This window comes from Streptomyces kryoterrae, assembly GCF_054072135.1.
This window is the reverse complement of record NZ_CM133358.1, coordinates 9,358,938-9,374,599: the sequence shown is the minus strand read 5'-3', so window position 1 is coordinate 9,374,599 and position 15,662 is coordinate 9,358,938. Positions and strand designations below refer to the sequence as shown.

General features: G+C 72.2%; 15 protein-coding genes. 9 read left to right on the top strand and 6 right to left on the bottom strand.

The genetic code is table 11. From position 1 onward, the window contains the following. Window position 1: 1 nt before the first annotated feature. Genes ACW4TU_RS41870 through ACW4TU_RS41855 form a run of 4 tightly spaced genes read left to right on the top strand, consistent with a single transcriptional unit; the run spans window position 2 to window position 4,680 of the window. Window positions 2-1,105 carry an LLM class flavin-dependent oxidoreductase gene (locus tag ACW4TU_RS41870; RefSeq protein WP_457422233.1) on the top strand — a complete coding sequence of 368 codons (1,104 nt, stop codon included), beginning with the start codon at window positions 2-4 and terminating at the stop codon, window positions 1,103-1,105. A 52-nt stretch (window positions 1,106-1,157) separates the two neighbouring features. Continuing rightward, window positions 1,158-2,174 carry an ABC transporter substrate-binding protein gene (locus ACW4TU_RS41865; protein WP_457422231.1) on the top strand — a complete coding sequence of 339 codons (1,017 nt, stop codon included), beginning with the start codon at window positions 1,158-1,160 and terminating at the stop codon, window positions 2,172-2,174. Beyond that, window positions 2,171-3,307, top strand: a complete 1,137-nt coding sequence (locus ACW4TU_RS41860; RefSeq protein ID WP_457422229.1) for an acyl-CoA dehydrogenase family protein — start codon at window positions 2,171-2,173, stop codon at window positions 3,305-3,307. The genes ACW4TU_RS41865 and ACW4TU_RS41860 overlap by 4 nt, the downstream gene beginning before the upstream one ends. Then, window positions 3,304-4,680, top strand: coding sequence for an FAD-binding oxidoreductase (locus ACW4TU_RS41855; RefSeq protein WP_457422227.1), 1,377 nt, complete (start codon window positions 3,304-3,306; stop codon window positions 4,678-4,680). The genes ACW4TU_RS41860 and ACW4TU_RS41855 overlap by 4 nt, the downstream gene beginning before the upstream one ends. A gap of 11 nt (window positions 4,681-4,691) precedes the next feature. Here ACW4TU_RS41855 and ACW4TU_RS41850 read toward each other — a convergent pair whose 3' ends face one another. Continuing rightward, entirely contained in the window at window positions 4,692-5,102 is a 411-nt protein-coding gene (locus ACW4TU_RS41850; protein ID WP_457422225.1) for an SseB family protein, read from the bottom strand. A gap of 241 nt (window positions 5,103-5,343) precedes the next feature. Between ACW4TU_RS41850 and ACW4TU_RS41845 the strand changes: the two genes are divergently transcribed. Next, window positions 5,344-6,609 carry an alpha-L-fucosidase gene (locus tag ACW4TU_RS41845; protein WP_457422224.1) on the top strand — a complete coding sequence of 422 codons (1,266 nt, stop codon included), beginning with the start codon at window positions 5,344-5,346 and terminating at the stop codon, window positions 6,607-6,609. A gap of 67 nt (window positions 6,610-6,676) precedes the next feature. Here the strand turns inward: ACW4TU_RS41845 and ACW4TU_RS41840 are convergent, their stop codons facing one another. Beyond that, on the bottom strand, window positions 6,677-7,171 hold the full coding sequence (locus ACW4TU_RS41840; protein WP_457422222.1) for an NUDIX hydrolase: 495 nt from the start codon (window positions 7,169-7,171) through the stop codon (window positions 6,677-6,679). Between the two features lie 66 nt (window positions 7,172-7,237). Then, on the bottom strand, window positions 7,238-8,848 hold the full coding sequence (gene lnt, locus ACW4TU_RS41835) for an apolipoprotein N-acyltransferase (protein ID WP_457422220.1): 1,611 nt from the start codon (window positions 8,846-8,848) through the stop codon (window positions 7,238-7,240). A gap of 220 nt (window positions 8,849-9,068) precedes the next feature. On the opposite strand from lnt, the gene ACW4TU_RS41830 reads away from it, so the two are divergent. Continuing rightward, window positions 9,069-10,130 carry an O-antigen ligase family protein gene (locus ACW4TU_RS41830; protein WP_457422218.1) on the top strand — a complete coding sequence of 354 codons (1,062 nt, stop codon included), beginning with the start codon at window positions 9,069-9,071 and terminating at the stop codon, window positions 10,128-10,130. Between the two features lie 24 nt (window positions 10,131-10,154). Here ACW4TU_RS41830 and ACW4TU_RS41825 read toward each other — a convergent pair whose 3' ends face one another. Further along, on the bottom strand, window positions 10,155-10,697 hold the full coding sequence (locus ACW4TU_RS41825; protein ID WP_457422216.1) for a hypothetical protein: 543 nt from the start codon (window positions 10,695-10,697) through the stop codon (window positions 10,155-10,157). An 84-nt stretch (window positions 10,698-10,781) separates the two neighbouring features. Then, window positions 10,782-11,567 (bottom strand): glutamate racemase, encoded by a 786-nt coding sequence (locus tag ACW4TU_RS41820; protein WP_457422214.1) that lies wholly within the window; start codon window positions 11,565-11,567, stop codon window positions 10,782-10,784. 70 nt (window positions 11,568-11,637) lie between these two features. On the opposite strand from ACW4TU_RS41820, the gene ACW4TU_RS41815 reads away from it, so the two are divergent. Beyond that, window positions 11,638-12,804 carry a glycosyltransferase gene (locus tag ACW4TU_RS41815; RefSeq protein ID WP_457430576.1) on the top strand — a complete coding sequence of 389 codons (1,167 nt, stop codon included), beginning with the start codon at window positions 11,638-11,640 and terminating at the stop codon, window positions 12,802-12,804. Window positions 12,805-12,814: 10 nt separating this feature from the next. Here ACW4TU_RS41815 and ACW4TU_RS41810 read toward each other — a convergent pair whose 3' ends face one another. Next, window positions 12,815-14,074 carry a TerD family protein gene (locus ACW4TU_RS41810; RefSeq protein ID WP_457430574.1) on the bottom strand — a complete coding sequence of 420 codons (1,260 nt, stop codon included), beginning with the start codon at window positions 14,072-14,074 and terminating at the stop codon, window positions 12,815-12,817. A 274-nt stretch (window positions 14,075-14,348) separates the two neighbouring features. On the opposite strand from ACW4TU_RS41810, the gene ACW4TU_RS41805 reads away from it, so the two are divergent. Together ACW4TU_RS41805 and ACW4TU_RS41800 are read left to right on the top strand one after the other, a co-directional pair. Beyond that, the gene (locus ACW4TU_RS41805; RefSeq protein ID WP_457422212.1) at window positions 14,349-14,780 is read left to right on the top strand and encodes a DUF6643 family protein; all 432 of its coding nucleotides are present in this window, start codon (window positions 14,349-14,351) and stop codon (window positions 14,778-14,780) included. Window positions 14,781-14,821: 41 nt separating this feature from the next. After that, window positions 14,822-15,646: an MOSC domain-containing protein gene (locus tag ACW4TU_RS41800; RefSeq protein WP_457422210.1), complete on the top strand. Its 825-nt coding sequence runs from the start codon at window positions 14,822-14,824 to the stop codon at window positions 15,644-15,646. Window positions 15,647-15,662 lie beyond the last annotated feature (16 nt).

Genomic DNA, 15,662 nt, shown 5'->3' with positions numbered 1-15,662 from the left:
CATGACTGTCGAGTTCATCAGTGCCGTGCACACCGACTCCGGGGCCTCCGGCCCTGCCGCGGCCGGCCGCACCGGGTTCGACCCCGACCACCTCCGCAAGTACGCCCGCGCCCTCGACGACGGCGGCTTCGACCACACCCTGGTCGCCTACCACTCGGCCTCGCCGGACGCCTTCCAGGTGGCCCAGTTCGTCGCCACGCACACCGAGCGGGTACGGCCGATCCTGGCCCACCGGCCCGGCGTGATCTTCCCGACGCACGCGGCCCGGGCGCTGGCCACGCTGGACCGGATCAGCGACGGCCGGCTGACGCTGCACATCATCTCCGGGGGCAGCGACGAGGAGCAGCGCCGTGAGGGCGACTACCTCGACAAGCGGGAGCGGTACGAGCGTTCGGACGAGTACATCCAGATCCTGCGCAAGGTGTGGCAGGCCGAGGGGCCGGTCTCGCACGAGGGCAAGTACTTCCGCTTCGAGGGCTACTACTCCGATGTGAAGCCGGTGAACGGGCTGGTGCCGATCTCCGTCGGCGGGTCGTCCCAGGACGCCTACCGGGTCGGCGGTCAGCAGGGCGACATCTTCGGGCTGTGGGGCGAGCCGCTCAAGGAGACGGCCGAGCAGATCGCCGCCGTCAACGCGGTCGCCAGGGCCGCCGGACGCCCTGACCCCCGTATCTGGGTGTCGTTCCGCCCGATCATCGCGCCCACCGACGAACTGGCCTGGGAGAAGGCGCACCGCACGCTCGGCGTGCTCAAGGACCAGTCGTCGAACACCGAGATACTGCGCCACTACCGGACCAACGGCCGCCCCGCGAACGTCGGTTCGCAGCGGTTGCTGGACATCGCCGAGCGGGGCGAGGTCCACGACCGGTGCCTGTGGACCGCCCCGGCCGTCGCGACCAACGCGGCCGGCGCCTCGACCGCACTGGTCGGCTCACCCGAGACCGTAGCCAAGGCGCTCCTCGACTACGTCGACATCGGCTGCGACCTGCTGTCCATCCGCGGCTACGACCCGCTCAACGACGCGATCGACTACGCCCGTTACGTCCTTCCGCTGGTCCGCCAGGAACTCGCCCACCGCGCGGCGACGACCGCCCGGGCCGCCTGACCCCACCAACTTCCCACCCCGTCCCGTTTGTGAACACCCCTATGGAGACCCCGTGTTCCGCCGCTCACGTTCACTACGCACGTCCGCCGCCGTCCTGCTGCTCGCCCTCACCGCGGCCTGCGGGAGCCAGGCCCAGGCCGAATCGCCGTCCGACCAGTCCGCCGTCACCCTGAAGGTCGGCACTACCGGCTGGAAGGTCGAGGAGGCGATTCTGAAGTTCGCCCACCTCGACGACACCCCCTACAAGGTCAAGTGGAACGTCTTCCAGGGAGGTGACCTCCAGCTCCAGGCGATCCGCGCCGGCGCCCTCGACGTCGCCACCTCCAGCGAGATCCCGCCGATCTTCGCCGCCGCCGACGGAAACCCGAACTTCAAGGTCGTCGCCGTGCAGCGCGCCGCCACGCTCAATCAGGAGGTCGTCGTCCCCAAGGGCTCGAAGGTGACCGACATCGCAGGCCTGAAGGGCAAGAAGGTCGGCTACGTCCAGAACACCACCGCCCACTACTTCCTCTACCAACTGCTGAAGCAGGCGGGCCTGAAGTGGTCCGATGTCGACGCCAAGCCTCTTCTGCCCAACGACGGCCTCGCGGCGCTGAACGGCGGTGGCATCGACGCCTTCGCCTCCTACGGCACGTCGATCATCACCGCCCACCAGCAGGGCGCCACCACGGTCGGCTCGGGCAAGGACATCCTGTCGGGCAACTTCCTCTGGACAGCCCGCGACAGCGTCCTGAAGAACCCCGCCCAGCAGGCGGCGACGGCCGATCTGATCGCCCGGATCAACCAGGCGTACGCGTACGTCAGGGACGGCCGCGAGGCCGAGTTCGCGAAGATCGTGTCGTCCAACACCCACCAGCCCCTGGCCCAGGCCAAGCAGGACCTGGTCGCCCAGCAGGCCCAGCGCCCGACACAGGCCCGCACGGTCGGCGACGACACCATCGCCTCGCAGCAGAAGGTGGCGGACGTCTTCACCGAACTCGGCGCGCTCAAGGAGCACTTGGACGTGAAGTCGTTCTGGTCCACCAAGCTCAACACCGATCTCGCCGCCGACCTGAAGAAGACACTGTGACCGCCCGCATCGCCGAACTGGCCGCCGACCACGACCGGTCGGGCGCCTTCCCCGCCGAGTCCCTGAAGGTCGCCCACGAGGCCGGCCTGCTCACCGCCACCATCGGTGAGCGGTACGGCGGCCAGGGCGCCGGCGTCGAGGAGACCGCGCGCATCCTGCACACCCTCGGCCAGGGCGACCCGTCCGTCGCCCTGATCGCCGCGATGACCCTCACCACCCACGGCCGGCAGTCCGTCCAGCCGCACTGGCCCGAAGAGCTGTACGCGTGGGTCGTCAAGGAGTCGTTCGTACGACCTGTGCTCATCAACCACGCCCGCGTGGAACCCGAGTTGGGCTCCCCCGCCCGGGGCGGGCTGCCTGCCACCCGGGCCCGGCGCACCGGGGACGGCTGGTCGGTCAGCGGGACGAAGCGCTTCGTCACCGGCGCCGAGGGCCTGGACTGGTTCCTGGTGTGGGCCACCACCGACGAGCCGGAGCCGCGCGTGGGCACCTTTCTGGTGCCCGGCGACTCCCCCGGCATCGAAGTCACCGGCCACTGGGACCAGTTGGGGCTGCGGGCGAGCGGCAGCCACGACGTGACGTTCCGGGACGTGGAGGTGCCGTACGAGCACGTCATCGGGCTCGCGCCGTACGGTCCGGCCGCCGAGCAGGACAACCGTGCGGGCGCCTCCCTCCATCTGCCGCTCGCCGCCCTGTACTTGGGGGTCGCACGGGCCGCGCAGGCGTACTTCCACACGTTCGCGCAGACCCGGGTGCCCGCCAACCTCGGGCATCCCGTGGCGCGTACGGAACGGTTCCGGCGGACAGCCGGGGAGATCGAGGTGCTCCTCAACGGAGCCGAGCAGCTCGTCTTCGGCGGTGCGGCCCGGGTCGACGCCGCCGACACCTCGTACACCCCCGAACAGGCCCTGGGGGCACGGGTGTTGGCGGACCGCCACGGCGTACAGGCGGTCGGGCTGGCCGTGCGGCTGCTCGGCAATCCGGGGCTGGCCCGGGGCAACCCGCTGGAACGGCACTTCCGTGACATCCAGTGCGCGCCCGTGCACGCGCCGCAGGAGGACATCTCCGTACTCGCGATCGGCACCAAGGTCTTGGAGGCGAAGACGTCGGCCGCAGCGGACGGGGCCCGGTGACCGCCCCGACGACGACCGCGTCCGCCCAGCTCCTGGGCCTCCTGGCTCGCGACCTGCCGCCCGACCGGCTGGCCACCGACCCGGTGACGCTGGCCGCGCACGCCACCGACCGCTCCGGCACCAGGGCGTACGGCGGTCCGCTCGCCGTCGTGCACGCCCGGCGGACCGAGGACGTGACCGTCACCCTCCGGCACGCGCACGCCCTGCGCGTACCGGTGGTGCCGCGCGGCGCGGGCACCGGTCTGTCGGGCGGTGCGACGGCCGGCGAAGGCACCCTTGTACTCGACCTTTCCGGCATGAACCGCATTCTGGAACTGTCGGCGGACGACCAGCTCGCCGTCGTCGAACCCGGCGTCATCACGGCCGAGTTGGACCGGGCGGCGGGCGCGCACGGCCTGCGGTACGCACCCGATCCGGCGAGCGCGGCCCTGTCGACGATCGGCGGGAACATCGCGACCAACGCGGGCGGACTGCGCTGCGCCAAGTACGGGGTGACGCGGGACAGTGTGCTCGGTCTGGAGGCGGTCCTCGCGGACGGCACGGTGGTGCGCACCGGCCGCCGTACCGTCAAGGGCGTCACCGGCTACGACCTGACCGCGCTGCTCACCGGCTCGGAAGGCACCCTCGCGGTGATCACTTCGGCGACGCTTCGGCTGCGCCCGCTGCCGGTTGCCACGGCCACCCTCGCCGCCTACTTCCCGTCCTTCGAGGCAGCCGCCGAGGCCTCGTACGCGATCGGCAGGGCCGGGGTCGTACCGGCGCTGGCCGAGCTGGTCGACGGGCCGGTGCTGCACGCCGTCGACCCGGCGCTGCGGGAGCGGGGCGCGGCGCTGCTGCTGGTGCAGTGCGACGGGGCCGGTGCCGGGGTGGAGGCGGCGGCGGTCGCCGAGGTCCTCGCCGGGACGGGGGCGACGTCGGTCGAGCGGACCGAGGACCCGGCCGAGGCCGAGGCTCTGCTCGCCGCCCGCCGGGGCGCCCTGCCCGCGCTGGAACGGCTGGGCCGCCCGCTGATCGAGGACATCGCGGTACCCCGCTCCCGGCTCGCGGAGGCGGCCCGGGAGATCCGGGCCATCTCACGGCGCCACGACGTCCCGGTGTTCACCATCGCCCACGCGGCGGACGGGAACCTGCACCCGATCATCGTCGTCGACCCGGTCCTGGACGGGCTGCCGGACGCGGCCTGGGAGGCGGCGGGCGAGATCTTCGCCCTGGCGCTGCGGCTCGGCGGGACGCTGACCGGCGAGCACGGCGTGGGAGTGCTGAAGCGGCAGTGGGTCGCCGACGAACTGGGGCCCGCCGCCCATGCGTTGCAGCGGCGCATCAAGGACGCGTTCGATCCGCGGGGCATCCTCAACCCGGGCAAGTCCCTCTAGCCGGGCGGGGTTCAGTACTCGAACGGCCTGGCCAGCAGGTTGCGTACGCCCTCGGAGGTGATCGTCAGACCGTGTGGGGAGGCCGCGTCGATGGTGAGCGCGAGGTCGCCGGCGGGCCACTGGTCGGCGAGTGCGCCCAGCGGGATCAGACGGTAGCGGGAGACGGCCGGCAGCAGCCCGGCCAGCTCCGGCTCCGAGGTGAACACGGGCACGGCCTCCCGCCCGTCCCGCTCCTCCAGGACGGGCAGTGCCACGGTCGAGGGGTTGCCGGCGTCCACGTCACTGACGTCGTCCGGTACGGGCACCAGCACGTCGCTCATCGCGAGGACGTCCAACGCGGTCGGGTCCTGGTTGTCGTCGGCCAGGGCGTCGAGTGCCCGACGGGCCGATGTGGCGGTGTGATGGTGTGCGGGCGTCTCCATGGTGGGTCCCCTGGTAGCTCTACGGTTGTACGGGCCGCCCGGGACACGGTCGGCCCCGGGCATGGTGCCAGGCGCCTACCCGGCCGGGTCCAGGGCATGCAGGACCCGGCGCGTCAGCGAAACCGCCGCCCTCGCCGTCACGCGAACCGATCGCACAGCGATCGCCGCGATGGTGAAAACGGACCAGTGATGGTGACCGGCGCCCACGCGCGCGCCGACAGCCCGTGCCTAGCGTGGGCGTATGCCGATGCAACCCTGGTTCCCCGATGCCAAGCTGGGCATCTTCATCCACTACGGCATCTACGCCGTGGACGGCTGGGCCGAGTCGTGGTCCTTCTTCACGGGTGAGGTCACGCACGAGGAGTACATGAAACAGCTCGACCGTTTCACCGCCTCGCGCTACGACCCGCAGGCCTGGGCGGAGCTGTTCGCCCGCGTCGGCGCCCAGTACGCCGTCCTCACCACCAAGCACCACGACGGCGTGGCCCTGTGGGACACCGGCCACCGCGGTCTGGACGTGGTCCGGGACACCCCGGCCGGCCGCGACCTGGTCACCGGCTTCGTCGACGCCCTGCGCGAGCGGAACCTGAAGGTCGGCCTCTACTACTCGCACTCCGACTGGAACCACCCCGACTACGCGAGCGAACGCCACCCCGGCCCCCACATCGTCGAGCCCAACGACTACTCCCACGCCCGCCCCGGCGAGGAGGACCCGGAGGCCTGGGCGCGCTATCTCGCCTACCGCGACGGCCAGGTGGGCGAGCTGGTCGAGCGCTTCCGCCCCGACGTCCTCTGGTTCGACGGCGAGTGGGAGCGCACGGAGGAGCAGTGGCGGATGCGGGAGCTGTCCGAGCTGATCCTCGCGGGCAACCCGGACACCATCCTCAACGCCCGGATGCTCGGCTACGGCGACTACGCCACCCCCGAGCAGGGCGTTCCGCTGATCGCCCCGGACGGCCCGTGGGAGCTGTGCCTGACGATCAACGACTCGTGGAGCTACCGGGCCAAGGACCGCGACTTCAAGTCGGTCCGCCAGCTCGTGCGCTACTTCACGGAGACGATCGGCATGGGGGGCAACCTGCTGCTGGGGGCCGGTCCGATGGAGGACGGCACGATTCCGCCGGAGCAGGTCGAGCGCCTGGAGGGCCTCGGCACCTGGGTCACGAAGCACGCCGACGCCGTGTACGGCACGATCGCGGGGCTGCCTGCCGGGCACCACTACGGTCCGAGCACGCTCTCCGCCGACCGGCGCACCCTGTACCTGGTCTGCTTCGACGCGCCCCGCGAGGCCGTGTCGATCCGGGGCCTGCGCAACGCGGTCCGGCGCGTCTCGGTGGTCGGCACGGGCACCGAGCTGGGCCACCACGTCACCGGGGGCCTGGACAAGGTGCCGGGCGTGACCTGGATCGACGCGCCCGGGGCGGCCGACCTCGACGAGTACGCGACCGTCCTGGCCGTGGAACTCGACGGCGAGCTGGACCTCTACCGGGGCACGGGCCGGGACTGACGGGCGAACGCGCGCAGGACGGCTCACGGCCGTCCTGCCGCCGGCCCCGGAACGAGAAACGGTCAGGTCATTCGAAACTCGCGAAACCCGTGGCGTCGAACCAGGTGGGCGCCTCGCCGTCGGACATCGCCTGCTTGATCCGGAACAGCGCGAACTCGTTCAGTTCCGGCAGCGCGTCCACCGCGAACCAGCCGACGTCCAGCGACTCGTCGTCATTGACCCGCGCCTCCCCGCCGACGGCCCGGCAGCGGAAGGTGATGTCCATGTACTGGCAGACGTCCCCGTTCTCGTACGTCACCGGGTCCAGGGCCTGGACGAGCACGACCCGTTCGGGTACGCACCGGACCGCCGTCTCCTCGTAGACCTCCCGCACCGCGCAGGCCGCCGGCTGCTCGCCCGGGTCCGGGATGCCGCCGACCACCGACCACTCGCGGGTGTCGGTGCGCCGGCCCAGGAGCACTCTGCCCTCGTCGTCGAAGACGAGGGCGGTGACACCCGGGAGCCAGAGCAACTGGCGTCCGGCGGAGGCACGGAGAGCGCTGATGAAGTCAGGAGTAGCCATGCCCCGACCCTAACCGGGCGGCCCTGTCACTCCTGTTGATCACGGGGGCGGGCACCCGGCGTACGGCTACACGCCACCGGCGCGCCGCCCGCGCACACCGGCGCCGATCGCCCAGCCGAGACCGCCGGCGGCGACCAGGACGAGGAGCATCTCGGGCAGGATGCCGAGCCTGGTGGCGGGCGTCTCGGAGGAGCGCAGGGGCACCTTCTGGACGAGGGAGTCGGCGACGAACATGCTCGTCTTCTGGCTGATCCTCCCGTCCGGCATGATGATCGCGCTGACGCCGCTGGTCACCGGGACCGTGACGGTCCGGCTGTGCTCGACGGCGCGGACACGGGACATCGCGAGCTGCTGGTAGGTCATCTCGCTGCGGTCGAAGGTGGCGTTGTTGCTCGGCACGGAGATCAGCTGGGCGCCGTGGGTGACGGTGTCGCGCACCGCCCAGTCGAAGGCGGCCTCGTAGCAGGTGGCCAGGCCGACCTTGGCGCCGTCCATGGTGAACACACCCGGCTCGGTGCCCCGGCTGAAGTCCTGGCGGACCATGGTGGTCCAGTTCTTGTTGATGTGTCCGAGCATCGAGCGCAGCGGGAGGTACTCGCCGAAGGGCTGCACCTGCCGCTTGTCGTACGTGTCGGTCGGGCCCTTCGCCGGGTCCCACAGGATCTGCTCGTTGTAGAGCTTGCCGTCCCGTTCGACGACACCGCCCACCGAGATGGGCGCGCCGATCGCCTTGGCCGCGTCCTCGATGACCGCGGCGGCGTCGGGGTTGGCGAAGGGGTCGATGTCGGAGGAGTTCTCCGGCCACAGCACGAAGTCGGGCCGGGCGACCTTGCCCGCCCTGACCTGGGCGGCCAGCCGCAGGGTCTCACGCGCGTGGTAGTCGAGCACGGCACGCCGCTGGGCGTTGAAGTCGAGGCCCGCGCGGGGCACGTTGCCCTGGATGACGGCGACGGTCGCGGTGCCGTCCTCGGCCTTGTCGCTCACCAGTGTCCGCGCGGCCAGGGCGCCCACCACGGGGACGGCCACGCTCAGCGCGGCGACGATCGCGGTGACGCGCGGTACGGCACCGGTACGGCGCCACTCGATCACCCTGCGCACGGCCTCGTACAGCCCGAATCCGCACAGGACGACGGCGAAGCCGAGCACCGGGGTGCCGCCCAGCGCGGCGAGCGGCAGGAAGACGCCGTCCGCCTGGCCGAAGGCGATCTTGCCCCAGGGGAAGCCGCGGAACGGCACGCGCGCGCGTGCCGCCTCGCCCGCGATCCACACGGCCGCAGCCCACAGCGGCCACCCGGGCAGCTTCGACACGGCGGCGATGCCCGCGCCGACCAGCGCGACGAAGACCGCCTCGATGACGACCAGTGCCAGCCAGGGCCCGGCGCCGACCTCCACACCGGTCCACACCAGCAGTGGCAGCAGGAAACCGAGACCGAACAGGTAGCCGAGACCGAGCCCCGCCTTCCAGGACCGGCCGCGCAGCACCCAGCCGAAGAGCCCGAAGGCCGGCAGGGCGAGCCACCACAGGGTGCGGGGCGGGAAGCTGACGTACAGCAGCACTCCGGCGAGCGCGGCGGTGGCGGCCGGCCAGAGGCGCAGCAGCCGCGCACGGCGCGAAGCGGGCGCGAGCTGCGGTTCGAGCTGGTCGGGCTCGTCTATGGAAGGAGCGGTGGCGGTCACTCCGGGAGTGTACGGCGCCTCCCCCCGGCGCCGACAGCACGGTCGAGCCCGTACAGGTAGGCCCGCCACCGCCCGTCCGCTCCATCGTTTCTGCGCGACTCGTCCACAAATGCCACATCAGCCGTTACGGTGTGCCGGAGCCTCTGACGTGCGCGCCTTGACGGCCCCGTGCGTCAGGGCCCGTCACAGGTCGGGGGGCGGCGGGGTGGGGTCCACGGGGATGGCGTCTGCGGCCGGTGCGCCGCCGGACGGTGAGCGACGAAACGTTTCCGACGCGGCGGGTGTCGTCGTGCTGGGCGCCTGTGCGGCCTGGTCGCTGATCACAGCGGCCACCCATGACGGCCGTCCCGAGGGTGTACTGCTGGCAGTCCTCGCGGTGGCCGCCGGTTACGCGGCCGGACGGATCTGCGGGGCGCTGCTGCCGGTCGCCGCTCCCGGTGCGGCGGCGCTGGCCGGGCTGGGCCTCGCGGTCGCCGCGCCGCACACGCTGCCGGGGCCGCAGACCACCGCCCCGCCCGGGCACCTCGGGGGCATGGCCGCGCTGCTGGTCCTGGCGACCGGCGCCGTCTGCTGCGCCGCCTGGGAGGCCCGCCCGCCGTTGCGACTGGCGCTGCGCGCCCTGGCCGTGGTGATCACGGTGGCGTCGGCGGTTCTCGGCCCGCTCGCCGGATTCGTCCTCTGCTCCGCAGTCCTGCTCTGCTCGCTCGCCGCCGGCCACATGCCGCGCCGGGGCGTGGGCCTCGCCGGGCTGGCGCTGACGACGGCCCTGGTGACCGGGACGGCGTGGGCGGTCGCCGAGGACGTACTGCCGACCGGACTCGCCGATTCCCTGGAGGGGCAGGTCGGCGGTCACCGGCTCGACCTGTGGCACGACGCCCTGCTGCTGGCCCACAGGGATCCTGCGACGGGGGTGGGACCGGGCAGGTTCGGGGAACTCGGCCTGACGGCCTCCCAGTCGCTGCCGGTCGAGGCCAGACCGCACTCCGCGCCCCTTCAGCAGGCCGCCGAGCAGGGCGTGGTGGGCGTGGCCCTGCTCGCGGCGGTCTTCTGCTGGGTGCTGTACGCCCTGTGGCACAGTCCGCGTTCCACTTCCGTCGCACTGACCGCGGGCGCGGCCCTGACCGGTCTGGCGGCGCTCGCGACGGTCGGCAACGTGCTGAGCTTCACCACGGTGACCGTGGGCGCGGGCCTCCTCGCGGGCCTGGCGACGGCCCGTCCGTTCGGCTACGAGACACCGGACACGGCGCCGACACGCGCGCGGGAACAACGGGAACACCGGTAGGGCGCCGGGAGAACGGCCGGCACGTCAGTGCGCGGCCCCCGCCGCACCCGACCGCAGCCGGTCCCTGATGACGCGTACGGCCACCTCGGCGTTGTCCACCGTGATCGTGAACGTGTGCCCGTCGCCGAGGCGCAGCACCACGCCCTCACCCCGGCGGACGACGACCGCGGTGCCCTGCTGGGGCCGCCAGCGGTAGCCCCATCCGCCCCACTGGCGCGGGGTGACCCTTGCCACGAACTCGGCGCCGACGATCTGGGACAGCGGAATACGGCGGCGCGGCACACCGATGTGGCCGCAGCGCACCTCGAGGGAGTCCTTGTCCACCTTCACGGCGACATGCACGAACGCGATGGTGCCGAAGAGGACGAGCAGCCCGGCCGCGATGCAGCCCACGACGGACATGGCGAGCGGTGCGACGCCGGACGTCCACGCCGAGTCGACCGCCAGTTCGATACCGAGCGCCATGAAGGCGCAGCCACCGAGCGCCAGCAGCCACTGGGCACGGTTGGTCGCCCGGCCGGTCCAGATCTCGGTCGGCACGGTTTCGTCGTGGGAGGTGTCCCTCATGCCTACGAGACTACTCAGGTTCCGCTGCGCGGGCACCGGCTTGCGGAGGGTGACTGCTCCGCCCGGCCGCCCCGCGCCCCTCGCTCAGCGGACGGGGGTGGCCGCCTGCAGCAGCCGGCCTTCCTCGTAGGTCAGCGCGGCGGCGGGCAGCGGGCCCGCGGTGCCGTTCAGCAGGGCGGTGAGGGTGCCGTCCGCCGGCGCCCCGGGGGCGGCGTGCGCGCCGAGCCTGCGGAGCGTCTGCGCGGCCACCGCGTCGGCCGAGCCGTGCAGGACGAGCGGCGGGCGGCCGGGCTGCTGGACGGCCTCGCGGATGCGTTCGGCGACGAGTTCGTAATGGGTGCAGCCCAGGACGACGGTCGTTACCTCGTCGGGGGTGAGGGCAGCCGCGGCGGCGATGGCGGCTTCGATCGCCGACTCGTCCGCGTGTTCGACGGCCTCCGCCAGTCCCCAGCAGGGCACCTCGGTGACCGCGACACCCTCGGCGAAGTCCCGGATGAGGCCGCGCTGGTAGGGGCTGCCGGTGGTGGCGGGGGTGGCCCAGATCGCGAAGGGCCCGCCTCCCGCGGCGGCGGGTTTGATCGCCGGGACCGTACCGATGACGGGAAGCTCCGGTTCGAGGCGGGCGCGCAGGGCGGTCAGAGCGTGCACGGTCGCGGTGTTGCAGCCGACGATCAGGGCGTCGGGCCGCTGCGCGGCGGCGGCCTCGGCGACGGCGAGCGCGCGCTCGGTGAGATCCTGCGGGGTGCGCGGGCCCCAGGGCATGCCCGCGGGGTCCAGGGAGAGCACGAGATCCGCGTCGGGCCGCAGCCGCCGTACCGCCGCGGCCGCCGGCAGAAGTCCGATTCCGGAGTCCATCAGCGCGATCTTCACCCGGTCACTATAAACGGGGTCCCCCTACGGGCCTCCGGGGTGGGGCAGACTGCGGCGGGTGAGCGCCGTTGTGTGGATCGCCGTCGGATCACTCGCCGCCTGGCTGTGGCTGCTGCTGTGCCAGGGTTTCTTCTGGCGTACGGACGTCAGACTGCCGTCCTACGCCCGGGAGCCGGAGTCCTGGCCCGCCGTCTGTGTCGTCGTGCCGGCGCGCGACGAGGCCGCCGTACTGCCCGCGAGCCTGCCGTCGCTGCTCGCGCAGGACTATCCGGGGCGGGCCGAGGTCTTCCTGGTCGACGACGGCAGTTCGGACGGCACCGGGGAACTGGCCCGGGAGCTGGCACGGCGCCACGGTGGACTGCCGCTCACCGTGGACTCGCCCGGTGAACCGCCCGCGGGCTGGACGGGCAAGCTGTGGGCCGTACGCCATGGCATCGGCCTGGCACGCGCGCGTGGACCCGAGTTCCTGCTGCTGACGGACGCGGACATCGCCCACACGCCGGACAGTCTGCGGGAGCTGGTGGCGGCGGCGCTGGGCGGCGGCTTCGACGCCGTGTCGCTGATGGCCAGGCTGCGGGTGGAGAGCGTCTGGGAGCGGCTCGTCGTGCCGGCCTTCGTGTACTTCTTCGCGCAGCTCTATCCCTTCCGCCGGATCGGCAGAAAGGGGACCCGGACGGCGGCTGCCGCCGGCGGGTGCGTGCTGCTGCGCACGGAGGCGGCCGAGCGGGCGCGGATCCCGGACGCCATCCGCCACGCCGTCATCGACGACGTGGCGCTCGCGCGGGCCGTCAAGGGCGGCGGGGGCCACATCTGGCTGGGGCTCGCCGAGCGGGTGGACAGTGTGCGGCCCTACCCGCGGCTGGACGACCTGTGGCGGATGGTCTCGCGCAGCGCGTACGCGCAGTTGCGCCACAGCCCGCCGCTCCTGCTCGGCACGGTGCTCGGCCTCGCCCTGGTGTACCTGGTGCCCCCGTTCGCCGTGCTGGCCGGGCTCGCCACCGGGACGACGGTCGCGGCGGTGTGCGGCGGCCTCGCGTGGCTCGTGATGGCGGGGACGTACGCCCCGATGCTGCGCTACTACCGGCAGCCGCTGTGGCTCGCTCCCCTGCTGCCGTTCACCGCGTTCCTGTACCTCCTCATGACGGTCGACTCGGCGGTGCAGCACTACCGGGGGCGCGGCGCCGCCTGGAAGGGACGGACGTACGCGCGTCCGGAAACCGCAGCGGACGAGAGCTGAGCCGCGTGGGTCACTTGCGGCCGGGGGTCCAGTTCATGCCCCAGCCGTAGACGTGGTCGACGGTCCGCTGCGGGCTCACCCCGCGGTCGGGCACCAGATAGCGGGCCTCGCGCTGGACGATCAGATCGCCGCCGTTGTTAGTGATCAGGGCGAGCGCGCACACCGTGGAGGGCACCGTGCACTCGTCGAGCGAGAAGTCGACCGCCGCTCCGTTCGCCGGGGTCAGGGTGACCGTGGCGTGCAGGTCGGCGAAGGAACGCGCCCCCGCGTAGATGGTCACGAAGATGAGGATGCGCCGGAAGGCCTGCTTGTGGTCCAGGTTGACGGTGAGGTTCTCGCCGCTGGACACGGCTCCGGTGCGGTCGTCGCCGTCGAGGTGGATGTACGGCGGCTGGTGCAGCGCGCCGAAGGCGTTGCCGAGGGACTGCACGACGCCCTTGCTGCCGTCGGAGAGTTCGAAGAGGGCGCACAGGTCGAGGTCGAGATCGGAGTGCTGGGCGACCGCGCGGCCGAGTTTGCTGCCCCACCCGGAGAACTGCTTGTGGACCTGCCAGTTGAGGTTGACGCGCAGGGCGCCCGAGGTGCCGCCCTGCTTGGTGAGCGAGACGGACGGGGCCTCCTTGGTGAGCGTCACCTTGGTCAGGCGTACCGGCGTCGCGGGAGGCGCGGTCACGGGCCGTGCGGGCGGCGGGGGCATGGTCACCGGAGGTGCGACGGGCGGCATGGCCTGCGGGGCGGGCGGCGCGGGCCGGGGCTCGTCCACGGTGATGCCGTAGTCCGTGGCCAGGCCTGCCAGTCCGCTGCTGTAGCCCTGTCCGACCGCGCGGAACTTCCAGGCGCCCTGGCGACGGTAGAACTCGCCGAGCACGAACGCGGTCTCGACACTCGCGCCCGCGTTGTCGAAGCGGGCGACCACCGTGCCCTGAGCCGCGTCGCGGACCTCGATGTACAGATCGGGGACCTGCCCGAACGTTCCTCCGTCGGCGGAGGCGGCGACGACCACGGTCTCGACGGCCGGCTCCACGCGCGCGAGGTCGACGAGAAGGGTGTCCGTCACCCGGCCTCCGCCGTCCCGCTTGCCCTCGTGCCGGACCGCCTCGGAGGAGTGCACGGGCTGGTTGTAGAAGACGAAGTCGCTGTCGGAACGGACCTTTCCGGCCACCAGCAGCAACGCGGAGGCGTCCGCGTCGGGCACGCCCGGCCCGGAGCGCCAGCCCAGCTCGACCCGGAGCGCCGCCGTGGGCACCGGAGCATTCGATCCCTTAGCCATGGACATGACCGCCCCCATCTCTGCTGGACTCGCGACCAAACCTATTCTCCCGGGCCTGTGAACTCCTGTTGAACTGACCTGCCGAACGCGGGAAGAACGCGGGGCGACCCGTCGGTAACCCGCCCGGAACCTGGCCTTTACCTGATGTCGGCATGACCCGATGCCCCTTTTTGGCGAGTTCGCTCGCATTGGGGGTCCCACGTCGCTGCCGACACGGAAAACAACCCTCTTATCGGTCTCCCCAACCAGCTCATGTGGGTTTAACTTATGTGCCATGACCTCCCCCCGCTCCACCTACGGCGGCGGCTACTACTCCGCCTTCCCGGACACTCCGATCTACGACTCGCTCGTCGCCGAGCGGGGGGCCCCACAGATCGCACCGATCCGGGTCCCCGCCGCGTACGACACGGGCAACAACCTGCCCGCGCTGCCGTCTGGGCTTCCCGCACTGCCGGCCGGCCCGTCCCAGCAGGCCCCCTCCTACGGCTACCAGCAGGCGCAGCAGCCCTCGCCGCTCCAGCAGGCCCCGGCGGCGTACATCCCGCAGCAGGCACCGCAGCGCGGTTATCCCGGCGGCGGCCAGCCGGTGCAGCAGCAGCGTCCGGCGGCGGCCACCGGTTACGAGGCGATGCGTCCCGCCGCTCCCCGGCCCGCGCAGCCGCAGTACCAGGACCCGTACAACAACCAGCAGTACCGCGGGTACTGATCTCACCCCGGAGTGTCCGTGCCTGCTGGCACGATGGCGGTATGGGGAATGCGGAGCTGCACTCGATTCACATTCATCCGGTCAAGGCGTTCCGGGGCCAGGCACCCCGGCAGGCCGTGGTGGAGCCCTGGGGGCTGGCCGGAGACCGGCGCTGGGTACTGACTGACGCCGGGGGAAAGGTCGTCACTCAGCGCCAGCAGCCGCGTCTGGCGCAGGCAGCCGCCGAACTGCTGCCCGGCGGCGGAGTCCGTCTGTCCGCACCCGGTCGCGCGCCCCTGACCGTGCCCGTCCCGGAGGTGACGGGCACGACGACGGTGGACATCTTCGGCACCAAGGTGCAGGCGGTCCTCGCGGGCGACGACGCGCACGACTGGTGCGGCGGGTACCTGGGCGAGGACGTGCGTCTCCTGCACATGGACGACCCCGCCACGCGCCGCGCGATCGACCCGGAGTTCGCGCGGCCCGGCGAGACCGTGAGCTTCGCCGACGGCTACCCGCTGCTCCTCACCGCACTCACGTCGCTCGACGCCCTCAACTCCCTGATCGCACAAGGCGATCAGCCGCAGGAGGGCCCGCTGCCCATGAACCGCTTCCGGCCCAACGTGGTCGTGTCGGGGACGGCCGCCTGGGCCGAGGACGGCTGGTCCCGGATCGCCATCGGCGAGGTCTCCTTCCGGGTCGCCAAGATGTGCGGGCGGTGCGTGGTGACCACCACCGACCAGGACACCTCCGAACGCGGGCGGGAACCGCTGCGCACGCTCGGGCGCCATCGTCGTTTCGGCAACCAGCTGGTCTTCGGCCAGAACCTGGTGCCCGAAAATCCCGGCACGATCAGCGTCGGCGATCCGTTCAGGATTCTCGAATAGGCGGGCACGATCCTCC